Source organism: Aestuariivirga sp. (genome assembly GCF_047602625.1).
Lineage (GTDB): Bacteria > Pseudomonadota > Alphaproteobacteria > Rhizobiales > Aestuariivirgaceae > Aestuariivirga.
This window is the reverse complement of sequence record NZ_JASGGV010000002.1, coordinates 2718057-2735249: the sequence shown is the minus strand read 5'-3', so window position 1 is coordinate 2735249 and position 17193 is coordinate 2718057. Positions and strand designations below refer to the sequence as shown.

General features: G+C 61.7%; 19 protein-coding genes and 2 pseudogenes. 5 read left to right on the top strand and 16 right to left on the bottom strand.

The features are described from left to right. Positions 1 to 49 precede the first annotated feature (49 nt). Positions 50 to 550: an Lrp/AsnC family transcriptional regulator gene (locus QM694_RS18615; RefSeq protein WP_415008399.1), complete on the top strand. Its 501-nt coding sequence runs from the start codon at positions 50 to 52 to the stop codon at positions 548 to 550. Here QM694_RS18615 and QM694_RS18610 read toward each other — a convergent pair. From QM694_RS18610 to otnK, 15 genes and pseudogenes are all read right to left on the bottom strand, one after another. Further along, positions 520 to 2481 carry a hypothetical protein gene (locus QM694_RS18610; protein WP_415008398.1) on the bottom strand — a complete coding sequence of 654 codons (1962 nt, stop codon included), beginning with the start codon at positions 2479 to 2481 and terminating at the stop codon, positions 520 to 522. The two genes, QM694_RS18615 and QM694_RS18610, sit on opposite strands and share 31 nt — an antisense overlap. Positions 2482 to 2485: 4 nt before the next feature. Further along, positions 2486 to 3520, bottom strand: a pseudogene (locus QM694_RS18605) (ABC transporter ATP-binding protein). A 74-nt stretch (positions 3521 to 3594) separates the two neighbouring features. After that, the gene (locus QM694_RS18600; protein ID WP_415008397.1) at positions 3595 to 3927 is read right to left on the bottom strand and encodes an ABC transporter permease subunit; all 333 of its coding nucleotides are present in this window, start codon (positions 3925 to 3927) and stop codon (positions 3595 to 3597) included. Beyond that, positions 3917 to 4357: a carbohydrate ABC transporter permease gene (locus QM694_RS18595; RefSeq protein WP_415008396.1), complete on the bottom strand. Its 441-nt coding sequence runs from the start codon at positions 4355 to 4357 to the stop codon at positions 3917 to 3919. The genes QM694_RS18600 and QM694_RS18595 overlap by 11 nt, the downstream gene beginning before the upstream one ends. A 138-nt stretch (positions 4358 to 4495) precedes the next feature. Beyond that, positions 4496 to 5278: a carbohydrate ABC transporter permease gene (locus QM694_RS18590; RefSeq protein ID WP_415008395.1), complete on the bottom strand. Its 783-nt coding sequence runs from the start codon at positions 5276 to 5278 to the stop codon at positions 4496 to 4498. 136 nt (positions 5279 to 5414) lie between these two features. Further along, complete coding sequence (locus QM694_RS18585; protein WP_415008394.1) at positions 5415 to 5654, bottom strand: hypothetical protein; 240 nt, start codon at positions 5652 to 5654, stop codon at positions 5415 to 5417. A gap of 25 nt (positions 5655 to 5679) precedes the next feature. Continuing rightward, entirely contained in the window at positions 5680 to 6135 is a 456-nt protein-coding gene (locus QM694_RS18580) for a hypothetical protein (RefSeq protein ID WP_415008393.1), read from the bottom strand. Between the two features lie 80 nt (positions 6136 to 6215). Continuing rightward, on the bottom strand, positions 6216 to 6422 hold the full coding sequence (locus QM694_RS18575; RefSeq protein ID WP_415008392.1) for a hypothetical protein: 207 nt from the start codon (positions 6420 to 6422) through the stop codon (positions 6216 to 6218). A gap of 180 nt (positions 6423 to 6602) precedes the next feature. Beyond that, positions 6603 to 7082 (bottom strand): hypothetical protein, encoded by a 480-nt coding sequence (locus QM694_RS18570; RefSeq protein ID WP_415008391.1) that lies wholly within the window; start codon positions 7080 to 7082, stop codon positions 6603 to 6605. A 95-nt stretch (positions 7083 to 7177) separates the two neighbouring features. Further along, entirely contained in the window at positions 7178 to 8215 is a 1038-nt protein-coding gene (locus QM694_RS18565; RefSeq protein WP_415008663.1) for an NAD(P)-dependent oxidoreductase, read from the bottom strand. Further along, positions 8215 to 8991, bottom strand: a complete 777-nt coding sequence (locus QM694_RS18560) for an HpcH/HpaI aldolase family protein (RefSeq protein ID WP_415008390.1) — start codon at positions 8989 to 8991, stop codon at positions 8215 to 8217. The genes QM694_RS18565 and QM694_RS18560 overlap by 1 nt, the downstream gene beginning before the upstream one ends. Before the next feature lie 21 nt (positions 8992 to 9012). Further along, complete coding sequence (locus QM694_RS18555; protein ID WP_415008389.1) at positions 9013 to 9321, bottom strand: putative quinol monooxygenase; 309 nt, start codon at positions 9319 to 9321, stop codon at positions 9013 to 9015. Next, the gene (locus QM694_RS18550; protein ID WP_415008388.1) at positions 9318 to 10022 is read right to left on the bottom strand and encodes an FCD domain-containing protein; all 705 of its coding nucleotides are present in this window, start codon (positions 10020 to 10022) and stop codon (positions 9318 to 9320) included. The genes QM694_RS18555 and QM694_RS18550 overlap by 4 nt, the downstream gene beginning before the upstream one ends. A 126-nt stretch (positions 10023 to 10148) precedes the next feature. Further along, positions 10149 to 10784: a 3-oxo-tetronate 4-phosphate decarboxylase gene (otnC, locus tag QM694_RS18545; RefSeq protein WP_415008387.1), complete on the bottom strand. Its 636-nt coding sequence runs from the start codon at positions 10782 to 10784 to the stop codon at positions 10149 to 10151. Beyond that, on the bottom strand, positions 10781 to 12043 hold the full coding sequence (gene otnK / locus QM694_RS18540; protein WP_415008386.1) for a 3-oxo-tetronate kinase: 1263 nt from the start codon (positions 12041 to 12043) through the stop codon (positions 10781 to 10783). Before otnK ends, otnC begins: the two co-directional genes overlap by 4 nt. A 135-nt stretch (positions 12044 to 12178) precedes the next feature. Between otnK and QM694_RS18535 the strand changes: the two genes are divergently transcribed. Genes QM694_RS18535 through QM694_RS18520 form a run of 4 tightly spaced genes read left to right on the top strand, consistent with a single transcriptional unit; the run spans position 12179 to position 16390 of the window. Continuing rightward, positions 12179 to 13006 carry a phosphogluconate dehydrogenase C-terminal domain-containing protein gene (locus tag QM694_RS18535; RefSeq protein WP_415008385.1) on the top strand — a complete coding sequence of 276 codons (828 nt, stop codon included), beginning with the start codon at positions 12179 to 12181 and terminating at the stop codon, positions 13004 to 13006. A 6-nt stretch (positions 13007 to 13012) separates the two neighbouring features. Further along, positions 13013 to 13786, top strand: coding sequence for a hydroxypyruvate isomerase family protein (locus QM694_RS18530; protein ID WP_415008384.1), 774 nt, complete (start codon positions 13013 to 13015; stop codon positions 13784 to 13786). Then, the gene (locus QM694_RS18525; RefSeq protein WP_415008383.1) at positions 13779 to 15038 is read left to right on the top strand and encodes a ribulose-bisphosphate carboxylase large subunit family protein; all 1260 of its coding nucleotides are present in this window, start codon (positions 13779 to 13781) and stop codon (positions 15036 to 15038) included. Before QM694_RS18530 ends, QM694_RS18525 begins: the two co-directional genes overlap by 8 nt. Then, on the top strand, positions 15035 to 16390 hold the full coding sequence (locus QM694_RS18520; RefSeq protein WP_415008382.1) for a four-carbon acid sugar kinase family protein: 1356 nt from the start codon (positions 15035 to 15037) through the stop codon (positions 16388 to 16390). The genes QM694_RS18525 and QM694_RS18520 overlap by 4 nt, the downstream gene beginning before the upstream one ends. On the opposite strand, the pseudogene QM694_RS18515 reads toward QM694_RS18520, so the two are convergent. Continuing rightward, a pseudogene (locus tag QM694_RS18515) lies at positions 16391 to 17159 on the bottom strand (SDR family oxidoreductase). Positions 17160 to 17193 lie beyond the last annotated feature (34 nt).

The following is a 17193-nucleotide window of genomic DNA, read 5'->3' as shown; positions in this document are numbered from 1 at the left end:
AGAGCTTTTCGGAATAATGTGCTGGCAATTTGCATTTATGAGGAATTTTATGCTGGATGACGCTGACCGCCGGATTTTGAAGGTGCTGCAATCCGCCGGGCGGATCAGCAATGTCGAGTTGGCGGAGCGGGTTGGCCTTTCTCCATCGCCCTGCCTGGCACGGGTGAAGGCGCTGGAACAGCGCGGGGTCATCAAGCACTATGCGGCGCTGGTCGATCCTGACTCCGTGGGCCTCGGCATCAGCGTGTTCATCCAGATCACGCTGGAGCGGCAAATCGAAAAATCACTCGATACCTTCGAGAAGCGCATGGCGGCACTCGATGAGGTGATGGAATGCTATCTGATGACCGGTGACAGCGACTATCTGATCCGCGTGGTGGTGGCCGATCTCCGCGCGCTTGAACGCTTCATCGTGCGGGACGTCAGCACCATTCCGGGCGTCGCCAACATCCGCTCCAGCATGGCGCTGAAGCAGGTCAAATATAATACCGCGCTACCGCTCGCCGGAGCCGCTTCGCCTCAAAGGGGCAGGAAACGCGCCACGGCATAGGGTTCGAGATCGACGCCGCCCACCTTGCGCAGCGTCTCGCCCTTGCCTGAGAGCCACGCGGGGGATTTGCAAGCCGCCTCGAAGCTTCCCGCGTCCAGCACATGCAATGCCGCCGCGCCTTCAACGCCCTTCACTTTTACGGCCTGCTTTTCTCCGGTGAGATTGGCGAGCCACAGTATAGCGCCAGCCTTGGACTTGTGCGACAACGCGGCGACTTTTGCCGGAGAGGAGGATTGCGTGGCCACGCGCTTCATGCCGCCGGCCGGGGCCAATCCAGCCAGCACATGATAGGCGGGATAAATCTTCGCGCTGCCGCCATCGAACCACGGCTGCGCCTCATCACCCTTGCGATAGATGATGCCTTGTGGGCCAGTAAGGGAACCGAGCGCCACGGCGTCGACACCCGCTTCCGCGGCGCGGGCGAGGTAACCGAGATTCCACGCCGCCGCATAAAGCGCGCGCTGGCGCGGATCGATGGTGGAAAGGCATACACGGCCATTTTCCGGATTGGGCGCTGCGGCGCGGCCATAGGGATTATCGCGGCAGGGAATGTTGGTGGGGCCAATGTGATAAGGCGTCTTGCCGATCATCGCCCGCGTGGAGGCGAAGATCCATGGCAGCGACTCCAGCGTTTCCATCACCGAGATATCATCCGCCGCATGCACGATGGGGCAGCCGGAATGGGTGACGAAATCAAACACGCCCTGCGGCACGGGCTTGCGGTTAAGTTCGGTGAAATAGGACAGCATGCCGCCGCCCACCTTCACGCCCGGGAAAGACGCGCGGACGGCTGTGGCCATCTCTTCATAACCCGGCCCCCAAGGCCGCTGCGCGCCGGGCTGGAAGGATTTGAGATCATGCGCCTGGGTGACGACGACACTCTTAGGCTTCAGTCCTGCGCCATGCACCATCTGCGCGATGGCTTCGACTTCCGAGGCGGCGCCCTGCTGCGCGGGAAGAATGATTTCCAGTTTCACCGGCTTTCCCGTGCGCTCCGCAAGGGCACGGAAAGCTTCGGCTGCTGCCGCCTGGCCATCCTGCCGTCCATCGATCTGGCATATAAGTTCGGCGGGATTGGCGAGCGACACAAGAGGCCCGGCGGCCACGGCATGCTGAGCCTCCGCCATGGACACCGCAGCGCCAATGCGCGGAATGGCATTCTGCGCGCCGCCCAGTTCCACTTCGATCTTGCCGGACGCGCGCTTGCCCGAAGACTTGGCAGGCTTGCCCGCAATCGACAGCGTGATGGACTGCGTGAACGGTTCACCCTTCCTCAGCGTGTAAGGCCAGGGATCGAGCAGTGAGCACACATAGGTTTTGTAGGAGGCATCCATCCAGTTGCGATGATCCTCCATCTCGAATTTGTTGCCTTCCATCAGCACCGTCACCGAAAGCCCCGGCACCGGTTCGTGCTTCAACTGGCGGATTTCAAAGATGGGCTGGCCCGGGCTGATGAGCTTGGGGAAATTTGCCTTCTCTTTTTTGCCGTCCGTATGGACGACTTCGACGGGTCGGCCAGCCACGCCATCAAGCGGATGCAGCACCACGAAACCGGTGCGGCAGGTGAGATAATCGGAGAGCGGCGTGCCGGTGGCGGAAAAACGCAGCGTGCCCTTGGCGGTGGCCTCGATCTTCGCGTCAAATTTCAGAGACTGCTCGCCATCCCTGCAGATGGCAGAATAGGTGATTGTGAAAGCCTCCTTCGACTGGCGGACTTGCAGGTCTTGAATGTTTGGCGAATAGGTTCCCCAGTTCTTGTCACGGCTGAGCCAAGCGATGCCACGCAGAATTTCAAGCCCATTCCATGAAATATAACGGAGCGCGCCGCTGTCGAAGGTGGCCGAAAGTGGCCCGGCGCCGACAATACGGCGCTTTCCGTCCGGCACTTCGGTGCCAAAGAGCTTGATGAGGCGGCTGGGTTTCTTCGCCATTGGATCAGTCCCGGATCACAGCTTCGGTTTTTGGATCGATGATGATGGCGCGCGTCATGTCGATGTCGATCGAGGTTTTCTCGCCCGCCGCGCTCACGTCATGGGCGGCAAATTCCGCCGTGACACTGGCCCCGCCGAGCGGCATGTTCACCTGCATGCGCGAGCCCGTGGGCTGAACCAGTTCCACCGTGACGGGCACGCGCGCATGGTTCGCGGCAAGCGCGGCGCCGGCCTTGGCGATGTGCTGCGGGCGGATGCCGAGGGTCACAGCATCTCCTGCCTTGACGCCTTTTGGCAGCCGCATGTCCAGCGCCGTGCCATCGCTCAGCGTCACGCCTCTCGGCGATACGGTGGCGGGAATGAAATTCATTTTCGGGCTGCCGAGGAAACCCGCCACGAAGCGGCTGGCCGGCCGCTCGAACAGATCAAGCGGCGAGCCCTCCTGCTCGATCACCCCGTCGCGCATCAGCACGATGCGGTCGGCCAGCGTCATCGCCTCGATCTGGTCATGCGTCACATAGATCATCGTGCGGCCCAGCTCCTGGTGCAGGCGCTTGATCTCCCCCCGCATCTCGTCGCGCAACTGGGCATCGAGATTGCGACAACGGCTCGTCGAACAGGAAGAGCCTGCGGATTGCGCACGATGGCGCGGCCGATGGCGACGCGCTGGCGCTGGCCGCCCGAGAGCTGGCGGGGATAGCGGTCGAGCAACGCGCCGATGCCGAGCATGCGCGCGGCGCGATCGACGCGCTTTGCGATCTCACCCGCTTCGGCATCTTGCGGGCCTCGCAGCGCCGAAGCCGATATTGCGCCTCACCGTCATGTGCGGATAGAGCGCGTAGTCCTGGAACACCATCGCCACGTCGCGGTCGCGCGGGCGCATGTCGTTCACCACCTCGCCGTCGATGCCGATCGTGCCGCCGGATGACCTCCTCGAGCCCTGCGATGATGCGCAGCAGCGTGCTCTTGCCGCAGCCCGACGGGCCGACGAGCACGGTGAACTCGCCGTCCGGCGATCGTCGAGATCGATGCCGCGCAGCGCGCGTGGAACCGCGCCGTAATCGCTTGTGCAGGCCGTTGATCTTGACTGTCGGCCATCTCACGTCCAATCCGTCATCCGCGCACCGCGCCGAGCGTCAGTCCGCGCACCAGATGTTTCTGCGCCAGCGTGCCCAGCACGATCGACGGCACGAGCGAGACGATGGCCAGTGCGCTCGCCTCGCCATATTGCGCGCCCTGGAAGCCGAGGAAGGCGCGGAACACCGTCGGCAGCGTGAAAGCGTTGCGGCTGGTCAGGATCAGCGCGAAGAAGAACTCCGTCCAGCAGGCGATGAAGGCGAAGACTGCCGCCGCCACGATTCCCGGCACCGCGAGCGGCACGCCGACGCGCCAGAAGGACTGCCAGCGCGTGCAGCCATCGACCAGCGCCGCCTCCTCAAGCGACACCGGCAAGCTGGCGGAAATAGGCGAACATCATCCACACCGTCACCGGCAGGGTGAACACCGTATAAGCGAGGATAAGGCCGATCTTGGTGTCGTGCAGACCGACCATGCGGTAGATCAGGAAGATCGGAAGCACGATCGCGACCGGCGGCAGGAAACGCTGCGACAGCACCCAGAAGGAGAGATGCTGCCCGCCGGTATTGAAGCGCGCGAGGCTGTAGGCCATCAGCGTGCCGATGATCGCCGACAGAATGGTCGCAGCGATCGAGATGATGAGGCTGTTGATGAGGCCTTGCAGTCCGCGATAGGCGAAAAGCGCCGCGGTGTAGTGGATGATCGTCGGCTCGTCCGAAGGAAACCACACCGGCGGAATGGCGAGATAGTCGTCGCTCGGCTTGATCGAGGTGACGAACATCCAATAGAGCGGTGCCAACACGAAGAGCGAGATAGACGAGAAGATGAACGGCCGATCGCCAGCGATCGACGACGCTGTGCGCCCCCGCCATCATCGTGACACCTCCGGCATTCAGCAGGCGGCGCACCAGCAGGCTGACAATGGCGAGCGTCAAGATCAGGAAGATCCAGCTTCCCGCCGTCGCCTCGCGAAAGATGGAACTGCGTGAAGCCCAGCGTGTAGAGATAGAAAGACGCGGTATAGGTCTTCGTGCCCGGGCCGCCGCCGGTCATGCATGAAGATGGTATCGAACATCTTGAGCGCGTCGAGAAGCCGGAAGGTGAGCGCCAGCAGGATCATCGGCGCGATATAGGGAATGGTGATGTTCCAGAAGGTTTTCCAGGCGCCGACGCCATCAAGCTCCGCCGCCTCGTAAATGTGATGCGGCACGGAAGTGAGGCCCGCCAGCAGGATCACGAACATGAAGGGTGTCCACTGCCAGACATCGGCGAGGATGATGGCGAAGAAATTCCACGGCGCGTTGATCAACCAGTCGATCGTCACCTCATGGCCAACAATCTGGCTGAGAATGTAATTGGTCGGACCAAAGGGCCGTTGCAGCAGCAGCGCCCAGGCCTGGCCGACGATCACCGGGCTGATGAACAATGGAATGATGATGAGCGCCATGATGACGCCGCGGCCGCGAATGTCTTTCACCATCGCCAGCGCCAAGGCGAGGCCCAGCAGGAATTCTATCAGCACGGTCGAGGTGGTGAGGATAGCGGTCACAACGACGGACCAGCGCGCGACGGGATCGGCCAGCACGCGGGTGAAATTGCGTAGGCCCACAAAAGCGTGACCGGGAACGCTGAAATCATAATTGACGAAGGCTACCCAGATGGAAAACAGCAGCGGATAAACCGAAAACACCAGGATCAGCGCCACGGCCGGCGCCACCATCAGCCATTTGAAGTGCTTTTCGCACCAGGCGCTGAAAGCCGGAGCTCCTAGGCATCCGTCCGTGATCGGTGGTGGTCATTCAAAATCCTGTGGAAGGAGAAAGCCGGGGCAGCCCGATGAGCTGCCCCGGTTTGCATCAATCGAGCTTCACCGCCATGCCGAGCTTTTCCACCGTATTATCGGCGGAAGAACCAGGCAGCTTCTTGTATTCCTCGTAGAAGGCTTTCTGCGAAGTCCTCGCCCAGGCGGTCGGTCGTCGGCATCCCACTCGGCGGCGGCTGTTTCCAGCGCCGTCTTCGGGATCGGCCCCGCCCCAGACGGATGAGCACATGCGGTCCAATGAGAGCGCATAGTCCTGCCAGCCTGGCATGATCATGTCGAGCACGCCCTTATTGGCTGATTCACAGAGATTGGAGAGATATTCCTTCGCCGTCGGGAACAGCGACTGATAGAGCTCCGACTTGAAGTGCGACAGGCGATACGGATCGCGCAGCGCATAGGGCACCATCACGCGGGCGAGCGAGACCGGCGGCGAGGTCGCTCCACTGCATGAAGAGATAGGCCGCTTCCGCATTGGCCGAATCCGCCGCCAGCGCCTTGTTGTAGCCCGTGGCATGTTCCGGATTGCCAGGCACCACGGCATAGCCGACCTTGTCCTTCACGACCGACTGCGGGACGAAGCTGATCGCCTTGTCGCTCTGCGAGTAGTTGGCGGTCATGCGTCCGGTCGGCGGCCAAGAATAGATCATCGCCACCTTGCCCTGCAGCCACGCCGCCCACACCGACACGGCATCGAGCTCGTTGTTGCCGGGCATCGAGGCCGCATTGGCGGCGATCATGTTCTTCAACGTCTTCATGCCGGCAGTCAGAGGCAAGCTGCGCCTTCATGTCGCCATCGAAGAACACGCCGCCATTGGCGCGGTACTGCTGGAGGAAGTCATACTGGTTGCCCGGGCGAACCGGCCTTGCGGAAATGCGCCGCGCCATAGACGTTGGGCGCCATCTGGTCGGTGATGAACTGCGCCACCTGGGCATAGTCCTCCCAGGTCTTTGGCACTTCCAGCGCCTTTCCGAACTTCGCCTGATAGGCATCCTTCATCTTCGGGTCCTCGAAGATGTCCTTGCGGTAATAGAGGGCGAACATGTCGCCATCATCGAAGAAGCCCCAGATCTTGCCCTTGTAGGTCGGCAGCGCCTTGAACAGGGGGTGATAGTCGTCGAGGTCCGCCTGGTGTTCATGAACTTGGCGATATAGTCGTCAAGCGGCGCGATCACCCCGCCGTCGGCGAGAGACGGCGTCCATGCCGGCTCGATGTCGAGAATGTCATAGGCACCGGAATTGGCGATGTGCTCGGCCACCGGCTTCGAATACTGGTCGGGATGCGAGAGTTCGACCACATTGGACTTGATGCCGGTCAGGCTTTCCCACACAGGGCCGGAGATAATTGCGCGGGTCCAGCGCCTGCAGGCCCGCCTCATAGGTCATGTTGAGGGTAACGCCCGAATACTGCTTCGCCGCCTGCACGGCGCGATAGGCAGATCCATCAGCCGGGCCATCGGTTGAAGCCTTCATGGCAGCCGCCTGCGCCTTGCCGAGCGGTGTCGATGGATCAGCGAGATCGAGCTTCGCCTGCGCCAGCGCGAATTGCGCGGTGGCCGGGATGATCGAGCCCGATATGGCGAGCATGCCGGTGAGCTGCCCGAATTTCTTGATGAAGCTGCGGCGCGTCGGATCGCCCCTCAGCCAGGCGTCGACATCGGCGGCAAGCCCTGCCTCGAAGTCGCGGCGTTCACGGTCGTTCATGATGTGGGTCCTCCCATGACGTTTTCGGTTTGGTTTCATTGTGTCACTGGTCTGCACGTTGCGGGTTTTCTCCCGCTTCTTGTCCTCCTGATCGGTCAGGCGTTTTTCCTGTAGGCGGCAAGCTTGGCCTTGAATCCTGGGCGGTCAAGCACATCGCGGTTCACGACGCCGCGCGGGATTTCACCTTTCATCACATCGAGCACGGCCCTGACATCGGCGGCGCCATTGCCGGCAAAGCACTGGTCTGTCCAGCACAGCGCATGTGGCGCCACAATGATGTTGTCGAGCCTGAACAGCGGATCGTCCGGATCGGTCGGCTCCTGCTCGAACACATCGAGCCCGGCGCCTGCGATCTTGCCCGAAGCGAGCGTGGCGGTGAGGGCCTTCTGGTCAACAAGCGGCCCGCGCGCGGTATTGATGAAATAAGCCGTGGGCTTCATCAACGCCAGGCGCTCGGCGTTCACGAGGTGATGGGTTTTCTCCGAGAGCGGGCAATTCACGGTCACGATGTCGCCGCGCGCGAACACATCTTCAAGCGACACGAGTTCGATGCCCAGATCCTGCGCCACTTTCGGATCGGCATAGGGATCATGGGCGATAAACTTCATGTCGAAGGGCCTGGCAAGACGGAACATTTCCGCACCGATATTGCCGACGCCGACGGAGGCGAGTGTCTTGCCGACCAGCCCCACGCCCATGTGCTGGCCCCGCGCATTGAAGCCGGGCGCACCCTGCCGCGCAAGCTTGTCTTTCACCATCATCTTGCCGGTCAGCGCCAAAATGAAGGTGATGATCGACACCGCAACCGGGCGGCGCACGCCATCGGGCGTGATGCACAGAGCGATGTCATTCGCCGTGCAGGCCGGCACATCCACCGTGTCATAACCCACCCCGAAGCGGGCGATCACCGAAAGCCTGCCGCTCTCCGGCACGCTTTCTGGCGCGAAGCGGTGCGCCAGCAGGATCAGCGCGTCGAAATCCTCAAGCTGATCGCCACGCAGCGGATTGGCGTTGTCGAGATAGACCATCTCGACGCCCTTGGCCGCAGCCAGCGGTGCGGTGTCAAAATCCTTGAACACCGGCGAGCCGTCGCTCTTGCGGAAATCACCGGAGAGCGCCACGCGATAGACCATCACACGCACTCCGCCCTGAGCTTGCCCATGGCATCCGCCAGCGCATCGCGCAGCACCCACACATCGCCGGAATAGCAGATGAAATCGAAGCCCTGCTTGTAGTGGTCCGTGCCCTGCTGGACATTGGGCACGAGGCGGCCCAGAGATTTCTTGTGCTCCTTCGCGGCGGCGATGATGCGCTCCATCGCCGCCTTGAATTTGGGATGGCCGAATTCACCGGGAATGCCGAGCGAGACGGACAGGTCGAAGTGCCCCACCCACAGCGCGTCAACGCCGGGAAGGGCCGCGATGCTATCCACGTTTTCCGCGCCATCAGCCGTTTCGATGAGGCAAATGACGGCGGTGCGGTCATTGGCGGCTTTCAGTGCGTCCGCAACTGGCGCGGAGCGGTAGTTGTCATGCGCCAGGGCCAGCCCCACGCCGCGCTTGCCCATGGGGTGATATTTCACGCTGTCTACCATGGCCTGCGCTTGTGCAACGGTTGAGATCATCGGCGCGATCAGGCCTTCGGCGCCCATGTCACAGGCGCGCGCCAGCATGTCATTCTCCTGTCCCGGCACACGCACGATGACCGCCACATCCGCCGCCTCAAAATAGCGGATGGCGCTCTTCAGCGTCTCGAAACTGAACCCCGAGTGCTCCATATCGAAAAACACGAAATCGCATCCCGCAGCCTTGACAAGATGGCCGATGCCCGGCGTTGCGAATTCGACGATGAAATGCCCGAGCTTGGCGCTTCTGGTGCGCATCATTTCCTTCAGGCGGGTTCTTGACATGGCTGCTCTACTCCCAAAGATTCACGCGCGCGATCCTTCGCATACGAGTTTGAAGTCTTTGACCGTCTTTCCTTCCACCAGCGGCGCGCTGTCCCGGTCGAACACCGCGAAGTGCGGCGTCTTGAGATGCGCTTCAAAGGCGGCGCGGTCCTGATAGATCTCATAAAGAAACACGGTGTCATCCCGTCCCGGCGGCACCAGCACGTCAAACCTGTGGCAGCCCTGTTCGTCACGGCAGGAGGCGCGGGCGTTTTCATCCATGAGCTTGCGGAAGGCCGCCATGGCGCCGGGCTTCACCTGAAACGTCACGGTGATCACATAGCCGCTCATGGCGTTGCCTCCCGCACTTTCCAATAGTGATCGCGCACTTGCTCGAGGTGACTGCGCATCGCTTTCGCCGCAGCGTCTTCATCGCGCGCCTTGATGGCGGCGAAGATTGCCTTGTGTGCTTCGCAGGCCTGATTGAGCTGTCCGGGAAAATTGAGCGTCACGTGGCGCTGCTCCATCAGCCATTCGAGAATGGCCGAATGCAGCACCCGGTAAATAGGGTTCTGCGGAATCACGGCGATGGCATAATGAAAGCCCACGTCGGTTTCCTCGAATTTCCGCAAATTGCCGACCGACGCGAGATTTTCCGCCAGCGCCCGTTCGAGATTTCCAATGTCTTCGTGCGTTGCCATGCGGACTGCATCGCGCACGAGGCCGGCTTCAAAGAGAATGCGGGCGTCCTGGAAATGCCGGATGCCTTCGGCCTCCGAGAGGAGATAACGCGCCGACCCGGCGAGCGACGACATCATCGCCTCGGGGCTCGGCGCTTTCACACGGGCGCGCGCGCCGTTTCGCAATTCCACCAGCCCCATCTTCTCCAGATGGAAGAGCGCCTCGCGGACTGCGGGCCGGCCGACGCCAAACTCCTTCATCAGATCGCGCTCGGAGGCAAGCTCGTCGCCGGGCGCAACATCACGATCACGGATCCTCGTTTCGAGAATGTCCGCAACCTGCTCGTACAGTCGTGCCCGCTTGAGAACCATAGGTTGGTATACCTGTTATACCAGTCGATGGGACGCTATGGAGGCTTCACAGGAAAGTCAATGTGCACTGCACAAAAGTGCGGAAAAGCCTGCAATGCAGAGGTTTCTGTACCCTTGGCAACTCTGTCAGGCGGAGGGAAAGCGCCGCTTCAGGTCGGCGATCTGGTTCGCGGAAAGATAGCGTGTCGGCCGACCGTGCAGCAGCAGATAGAGCCTCGCCGTTTCTTCCAGTTCCTCGATCGCATCCGTCGCGGCGGAGAGCGTGGTTCCGGAGACGACAGGCCCATGATTGGCCAAAAGCATGGCGGAATGTCTGGCCGCCGCGCGGCCCACCGCTTCGCCCAACGTCCTGTCGCCCGGCGCGTAATAGGGAATGAGCGGAAGCTTGCCGACGCGCATCACATAATAGGCCGTGATGGGCGGCAGCACATCCTCATGGTCAATGCCGTCAAGGCAGGACACGGCGACGGAATGGGTGGAGTGAAGATGCACCACGGCACCTGCTCCCACGCGCTCGCGGTACATGGCGAGATGCAGAAAACTCTCTTTCGTGGGAGCATCTCCCGCAACATGGCGGCCTTCGAGATCAATCTTCGAGAGCGCATCCGGATCAAGGCGGCCCAGCGAAGAGCCAGTGGGAGTCATCAGCCAGCCATCCTCAACCTTCACACTGATGTTCCCGGAACTGCCGAAGGTGAGTCGGCGCTCGAACATCGAGCGCGCGATATCGACGATCAGTTGGCGTGCTGCGCTCTCTTTCATGACAGCACCTGCAACGCTTCCGTGAAAAATGACGGGCCGCCGAAATTGCCGGATTTCAGCACCAATGCAAATCGTTCGCTTCCAATGGAAATTGTCGCGGGAACGCCGGGCACGATCTGGGGGCCGATTTCCAGTTGCTTCACGCCCAGCGCCTGCACCACGGCGCCCGATGTCTCGCCGCCTGCCACGACGAAACGGCGGATGCCGGAAGACGCCAAGCTCTTGGCAATGTCCGCCATGGTTCGCTCGATCATCTCGCCCGCATGCTCGCGGCCGAATTCAGCCTGAACGGCCTTCACCTTCGCGGCATCGGCTGTTGAATAGATGAGGATGGCATTGTCACCCTCATGAGCCTGAGCAAACGCCATCGCGTCTGTGAGCGCGGCCCCTGGCATTTGCACGGCCTTGCTCGCGTCGATCTCGAAGGCCTTGCCGCCAGCCCTGATAAAATTCTCCACTTGGCCCTGCGTGGCGGTGGAGCAACTGCCGGAAACGATCACCGCGCGGCCACAGAGTTTGGGCAATGACGCGGGCCTTGCCTGTGCGGGCAGGATGCCCGCTTTCCTGAAATTCGCAGGCAGTCCCAAAGCAATGCCGGAGCCGCCTGTGATGAGAGCCATTCCGCTACAGGCTTCCCCGATGGCGAGAAGATCCTGATCGGCAACCGCATCGACGATGGCGTGGGAAATACCCTGTCCTTTCAGGCTTTCAAATTCCTGCATGATCCGCGCCGCGCCCTGGCGCACCGCATCGTGTGCGACGAGTCCTACCGTTCTCGAAGTCTGGCGGCCCAGAACGCGCACCAGATTTAAGTCCGTCATCGGCGTGAGCGGATGATTGCGCATGCTCGATTCGGAGAGGAGATCACGCCCCACGAACAGGTGTCCCATGTAAATCGAGCGCTTGTTTTCTGGAAAGGCCGGGCAGGCGATGGTGAAGCTGCTGCCCAGCTCATCAAGAAGCGCATCCGCCACGGGGCCGATGTTGCCTTGATCGGTTGAGTCAAAGGTAGAGCAGTATTTGAAAAGAATTTGCCGTGCGCCGTTCCGCTTTAGCCAGCGGCAGGCTGAAAGCGATTGCGAGACGGCTTCAGCGGCGGGAATGGTGCGCGACTTCAGCGCTACGACAATCGCATCGGCTTCAGGCGCCGCGCCATCCGGCACGCCGATCACCTGCACGGTGCGCATACCCTGTATCGTCAGCGTATTCGCCAGATCGGTGGCGCCGGTAAAATCGTCGGCAATGCAGCCCAGGATCATGCCCGGCTCCTCCCAGAGTGTTCCCGGTCATCTTGCCGAAAAGGCATGTCGGGTCAACGCCGGGCGCGTGCGGCGCACATTGACTGGACGAAGCAGCCATGAAAAGAGTGCGCGAAATTTCAAAAGGACAAAGCCATGTCAGTGATCGCGCTGTTCGGCGCCGGCGGTAAAATGGGAATGAGGCTTGGCGCCAATCTGCAGAAAGCTAAAGCCAATGTTCGTTATGTGGAGGTGAGCGAGGCAGGCAAGGAGCGCCTGAAAAGCGGCCTCGGCGTTGATGCCGTCGATCCAAGGAGCGCGCTGGCGGGCGCGGATACGGTCATTCTCGCGGTGCCCGACACGTTGATCGGCAAGGTGGCGACCGAAATCATCAACGATCTCAAACCCGGCACCATGATCATCATTCTCGATGCGGCAGCGCCTCATGCCGGTCATTTGCCGAAGCGCGGCGACATCACCTATTTCGTGACGCACCCCTGCCATCCGCCGATCTTCAACGACGAGACCGATCCCAAGGCCAAGCGCGATTTCTTCGGCGGCATCGCGGCCAAGCAGCACATCGTCTGCGCGCTCATGCAGGGGCCGGAAGCGGACTACGCCAAGGGCGAGGCCATTGCCAAGATCATCTGGGCGCCGGTGATGCGCTCGCATCGCGTGACGGTGGAGCAGATGGCCATCCTCGAGCCCGGACTTTCGGAAACCCTCTGCGCCTCGCTTCTGGACGTGATGCGCGAGGCGCTTGACGAGGTGGAGCGGCGCGGTGTTCCGCGCGAAGCGGCGCGCGACTTCCTGCTCGGCCACATGAATGTGCTGGGCTCGGTGATCTTCGGCGAAACGCAGGGCGTGTTCTCCGATGCCTGCAACAAGGCGATCACCTTCGGAAAACCGGTCCTGATGAAGGACGACTGGAAGCGGATATTCGAGCCGGAGGAGATCATGGACAGCATCCGCCGCATCACCTGAGGTTTCATGCGCTTCTCCGCCAACATCGGATTTCTTTATAGCGACCGGCCCCTCCTCGACCGCATCCGCGCGTCGGCCGAGGCGGGCTTTTCAGCCGTCGAAATGCACTGGCCCTATGACATTCCCTCTCAGGAGGTGAAGGCCACGCTCGATGCCTGCGGGCTGCCGATCCTTGGCGTCAATACGCCTGTCGGATCACAGCCCGGCGACTTTGGTCTGGCGGCAATTGCCGGACGCGAGGCGGAATTCCGCGAGAGTTTCGCGATGACCCTCGCCTATGCGCGGGCCATCGGCGCCAGCGCCATCCATTGCATGGCGGGCGTCGCAGATCCGGACGCGGCAATGCCGGTGTTCCTCGCCAATCTCGACCACGCGGCAAAGCTGGCGGAGAAGGAGAACGTGACGCTGTTGCTTGAACCGATCAACCAGCGCGACAAGCCGGGCTACATGCTGCGCAACACGGCCCATGCCTTGCGCGTCATCCGCGAGCTGGGGCACGGCAATGTGAAGCTGATGTTTGACTGCTATCATGTGCAGATCACGGAAGGCGATGTGACCGAGCGCTTCGAGGCGGCCCTGCCATTCATCGGCCATGTGCAGATCGCCGCGGCCCCCAGCCGCCAGGAGCCCGATGGCGGTGAACTCAACTACGAGTATGTGCTGGGCGCGATGAAAACGCTCGGCTACGAAGGCTGGATCGGCGCTGAGTACAAGCCCCGTAGCCGCACCGAAGATGGCCTTGCATGGCTCGCTCGATGGAAAGACAAATTCGATGCTTGAGCGTATCGAAGCCGATTATCTCATCGAAACCGCGCTTGATCCCCGCAAGGCAGCGGAGGTGATGGCGGGCGAGCAATCGAGCGGCACCTTCATTGCCGTGCCGGGCGAAACGCCGGAGTTGAAGGAACGCTCGGCGGCACGCGTCGAGAAACTGGAGATTATCGGCGAGGTCCCATCACCCTCGCTTCCCGGCGGCAAGCGCGCCAAGGATAATCCTCATGGGCCCATCCAGCAAGCGCATGTCACGCTGTCATGGCCCGCCGCCAATGTGAACGCTTCGCTTCCCAACCTTCTGGCGACACTGGCTGGCAATCTTTTCGAGTTGGGCGAGTTTTCGGGATTGCGGCTTCTGGACATGCGCCTCACTGCCGATTTCGCCAAGGCCTATCAGGGTCCGAAATTCGGCATTGCCGGCACACGCAAATTCGCCAATGCGCCGAAAGGGCCGCTGATCGGCACGATCATCAAACCGTCGATCGGCCTGTCTCCCGGGGAAACAGCCGCGCTCGTTGACCGGCTCTGCGCTGCCGGGATCGACTTCATCAAGGACGATGAGTTGCAGGGCGATGCCAGTCATTGCCCCTTCGATGACCGCGTTCGCGCGGTGATGAAGACCATCAACCGCCACGCTGACAAAACGGGCAAGAAGGCCATGTATGCCTTCAACCTGACAGGCGATCTCGACCAAATGCGCAAGCGGCACGACCTCGTATTGCAGGAAGGCGGCACCTGCATCATGGCCAGCATCAATTCGGTGGGCCTCACAGGCATGATCGAACTGGCTCGCCACACGGCGCTGACGCTGCATGCGCACCGCAATGGCTGGGGCTATCTCACGCGCGCGCCAGCGCTCGGCTTCGACTATATGGCATGGCAAAAAATCTGGCGTCTCGCGGGCGTCGATCACATGCATGTCAATGGCATCGGCAACAAGTTCTCCGAAAGCGATGAAAGCGTGGTGCGCTCTGCCCGCGCCGTGGCGCAGCCGCTTTTCAAAGACAAGCCCTGCATCATCATGCCGGTGTTTTCATCCGGCCAGACCGTTCTGCAGGCCCGCGCCACCTTTGAAGCGGTTGGCGGTGATGACCTGATCTATGCGGCAGGCGGCGGCGTGATGGCCCATCCCGGCGGCCCCGAAGCCGGCGTACGAAGCCTGCGCGAGGCGTGGGAGGCGGCAATGGCGGGCGTTGCCATCGAGACCCATGCCAGGACGCACCCCGCCCTTCAGCAGGCGCTGGGCACATTCAAATGAATGAGGCGCTGCCCGCCGGGCTGCTGCTTGCATTCTATGGCGATGATTTCACCGGCTCCACCGCGACGCTCGAGGCACTGGCATTTGCCGGCCTCAAGACCATCCTGTTCTTTGAAACGCCGGACGAAGGATTGCTCAACCGTATCGAGGGCTATAAGGCCATCGGCATTGCGGGGTTGTCGCGATCCAAATCACCGCGATGGATGGAGGAGCATCTGCCGCCAGTGTTTGCGGCGCTCAAAGATACGAAGCCGCAAATCGCGCATTACAAGATTTGCTCCACCTTCGATTCGGCACCAAACGTTGGCTCGATCGGCAAGGCCATCGCGTTGGGAGCGGCAACATTCGGCAATGACTGGACGCCGGTGTTCACCGCCGTGCCGCAACTGGCGCGCTGGCAGGCCTTCGGCAATCTGTTCGCGGGCGCAGGCGGCATTCCCTATCGCATTGATCGCCACCCGGTGATGAAGCGCCACCCGGTAACGCCGATGCATGAGTCCGACCTTCGCCTGCACCTCGGCCAGCAGACGGACTGGAAGATCGGGCTCATCGACCTTGCCGATCTCAAGAGCGGAAATGCGGACAGGAAGATTGCTCGGGAAACCGCAGATGGCGCGAAGGTACTGCTGGTCGACGCCATTGATGACGAGACGCTTGCGGCGGCCGGGCAGATCATGTGGGAGGGCCGCGCAAGAAGGCCGTTCACCGTGGGATCGCAGGGCGTGGAATATGCGCTGCTGGCGCATTGGCGCGCGAACGGTGTGTTGCCCCCTCCTCCTCCCCTCCAACCGATGCGGAAGGTTGAGCGCTTGGCCGCAGTGTCCGGTTCGGTTTCTCCGATTACAGCACAGCAGATCCGCTTTGCCGGGCGACACGGTTTTGACGTCATCGCGCTTCAGACGCGCAAGGCCGTTGATGATCGCGCATGGGCGGAGGAACTGGAGCGCGTAAAACGATCAGGGCTCGCGGCATTGCGCGAAGGCCGCGATGCGCTGATCTGTTCCGCGCGAGGGCCGGACGATCCGGAGGTGGCGGCATTGAATGCAGCCATCGCGGCAGCAGGCTCGGAAAAGGAAGCCATCAGCCTGAAAGTGGGCTCAGGGCTTGGCCTCGTTCTCAATGAGTTGGTCCGCGATGCGAAGCTTGAACGGGCGGTGATTTCGGGCGGTGACAGTTCAGGGCAGGCCTGCATCGCGATGGGTCTCTCCGGCGTCACGGCGCTGGCGCCGCTGGCCCCCGGTGCGCCGCTTTGCAAGGCCCTCGCCCATACGTCTCACCTCGATGGGCTGGAGATCGCATTGAAAGGCGGTCAGATGGGGGCCGAAGATTTCTTCGTGCGCGCCAAGGGCTGACTACAGAACAGACGTGATGCCGCCATCGACATAGAGCACATGGCCATTGATGAAGGAGGCCGCATCGCTGGCGAGGAACACCGCCGCGCCCATCAGCTCATCCACCTCGCCCCAGCGGCCGGCAGGCGTGCGCTTTTCCAGCCAGGCCGTAAACTCCGGATTCTCCACCAGCGCCTTGTTCAGTTCGGTGCGGAAATAGCCGGGTCCGATGGCATTCACTTGCAGGCCATGTTTCGCCCAGTCCGCGCACATGCCCTTGGTGAGCATCTTGATCGCCCCTTTCGTGGCCGTGTAAGGCGCGATGCCGGGCCGGCCCAATTCACTCTGAACGGAACAGATATTGATGATGCGGCCCCGTTTGCGGGAGATCATATGGCGGGCCACCGCCTGCCCCACCAGATACACGCTATCGATATTCACCCGCATCAGTTCGCGCCATTTCTCGAAGGGATAATCCTCAAGCGCGGTGCGAAACTGCATGCCCGCGTTGTTGAAGAGAATATCAATTGAGCCAATGGTGTTTTCGATCCGCTCGACGGCAGCCGTCACGTCCGGTGCAGATGTCACGTCGAAGGCGGCGATGTGAACCGTTGCCCCTTCCTTCCTGAGCTCCATGGCAGCGGTTTCAAGGCGCGCGGCATCGCGGCCGTTCAGCACAACGGAAGCACCTGCCTGTGCCAGCCCCCCGCGCAATGGCGAGGCCCAACCCCTGACTTGACCCGGTGACAAGGGCCAGCCGCCCGGCAAGACCGAAAAGATTGGCTGTCATGGGATCAAACCGGAGGAATTTCGTTCATGGCTTT

What these genes read in the sequence shown, in the direction of transcription:
- QM694_RS18525 (WP_415008383.1), top strand. Translation starts at nt 13,779, where the DNA reads ATGCTTGAGCGTATCGAAGCCGATTATCTCATCGAAACCGCGCTTGAT.
- QM694_RS18565 (WP_415008663.1), bottom strand. Translation starts at nt 8,215, where the DNA reads ATGGTCTATCGCGTGGCGCTCTCCGGTGATTTCCGCAAGAGCGACGGC.
- QM694_RS18615 (WP_415008399.1), top strand. Translation starts at nt 50, where the DNA reads ATGCTGGATGACGCTGACCGCCGGATTTTGAAGGTGCTGCAATCCGCC.
- QM694_RS18570 (WP_415008391.1), bottom strand. Translation starts at nt 7,082, where the DNA reads ATGAACGACCGTGAACGCCGCGACTTCGAGGCAGGGCTTGCCGCCGAT.
- QM694_RS18520 (WP_415008382.1), top strand. Translation starts at nt 15,035, where the DNA reads ATGAATGAGGCGCTGCCCGCCGGGCTGCTGCTTGCATTCTATGGCGAT.
- QM694_RS18555 (WP_415008389.1), bottom strand. Translation starts at nt 9,321, where the DNA reads ATGAGCGGCTATGTGATCACCGTGACGTTTCAGGTGAAGCCCGGCGCC.
- QM694_RS18585 (WP_415008394.1), bottom strand. Translation starts at nt 5,654, where the DNA reads ATGATCATGCCAGGCTGGCAGGACTATGCGCTCTCATTGGACCGCATG.
- otnK (WP_415008386.1), bottom strand. Translation starts at nt 12,043, where the DNA reads ATGATCCTGGGCTGCATTGCCGACGATTTTACCGGCGCCACCGATCTG.
- QM694_RS18580 (WP_415008393.1), bottom strand. Translation starts at nt 6,135, where the DNA reads ATGAAGACGTTGAAGAACATGATCGCCGCCAATGCGGCCTCGATGCCC.
- QM694_RS18560 (WP_415008390.1), bottom strand. Translation starts at nt 8,991, where the DNA reads ATGTCAAGAACCCGCCTGAAGGAAATGATGCGCACCAGAAGCGCCAAG.
- QM694_RS18575 (WP_415008392.1), bottom strand. Translation starts at nt 6,422, where the DNA reads ATGTTCGCCCTCTATTACCGCAAGGACATCTTCGAGGACCCGAAGATG.
- QM694_RS18610 (WP_415008398.1), bottom strand. Translation starts at nt 2,481, where the DNA reads ATGGCGAAGAAACCCAGCCGCCTCATCAAGCTCTTTGGCACCGAAGTG.
- QM694_RS18535 (WP_415008385.1), top strand. Translation starts at nt 12,179, where the DNA reads ATGTCAGTGATCGCGCTGTTCGGCGCCGGCGGTAAAATGGGAATGAGG.
- QM694_RS18530 (WP_415008384.1), top strand. Translation starts at nt 13,013, where the DNA reads ATGCGCTTCTCCGCCAACATCGGATTTCTTTATAGCGACCGGCCCCTC.
- QM694_RS18550 (WP_415008388.1), bottom strand. Translation starts at nt 10,022, where the DNA reads ATGGTTCTCAAGCGGGCACGACTGTACGAGCAGGTTGCGGACATTCTC.
- otnC (WP_415008387.1), bottom strand. Translation starts at nt 10,784, where the DNA reads ATGAAAGAGAGCGCAGCACGCCAACTGATCGTCGATATCGCGCGCTCG.
- QM694_RS18590 (WP_415008395.1), bottom strand. Translation starts at nt 5,278, where the DNA reads ATGGTGGCGCCGGCCGTGGCGCTGATCCTGGTGTTTTCGGTTTATCCG.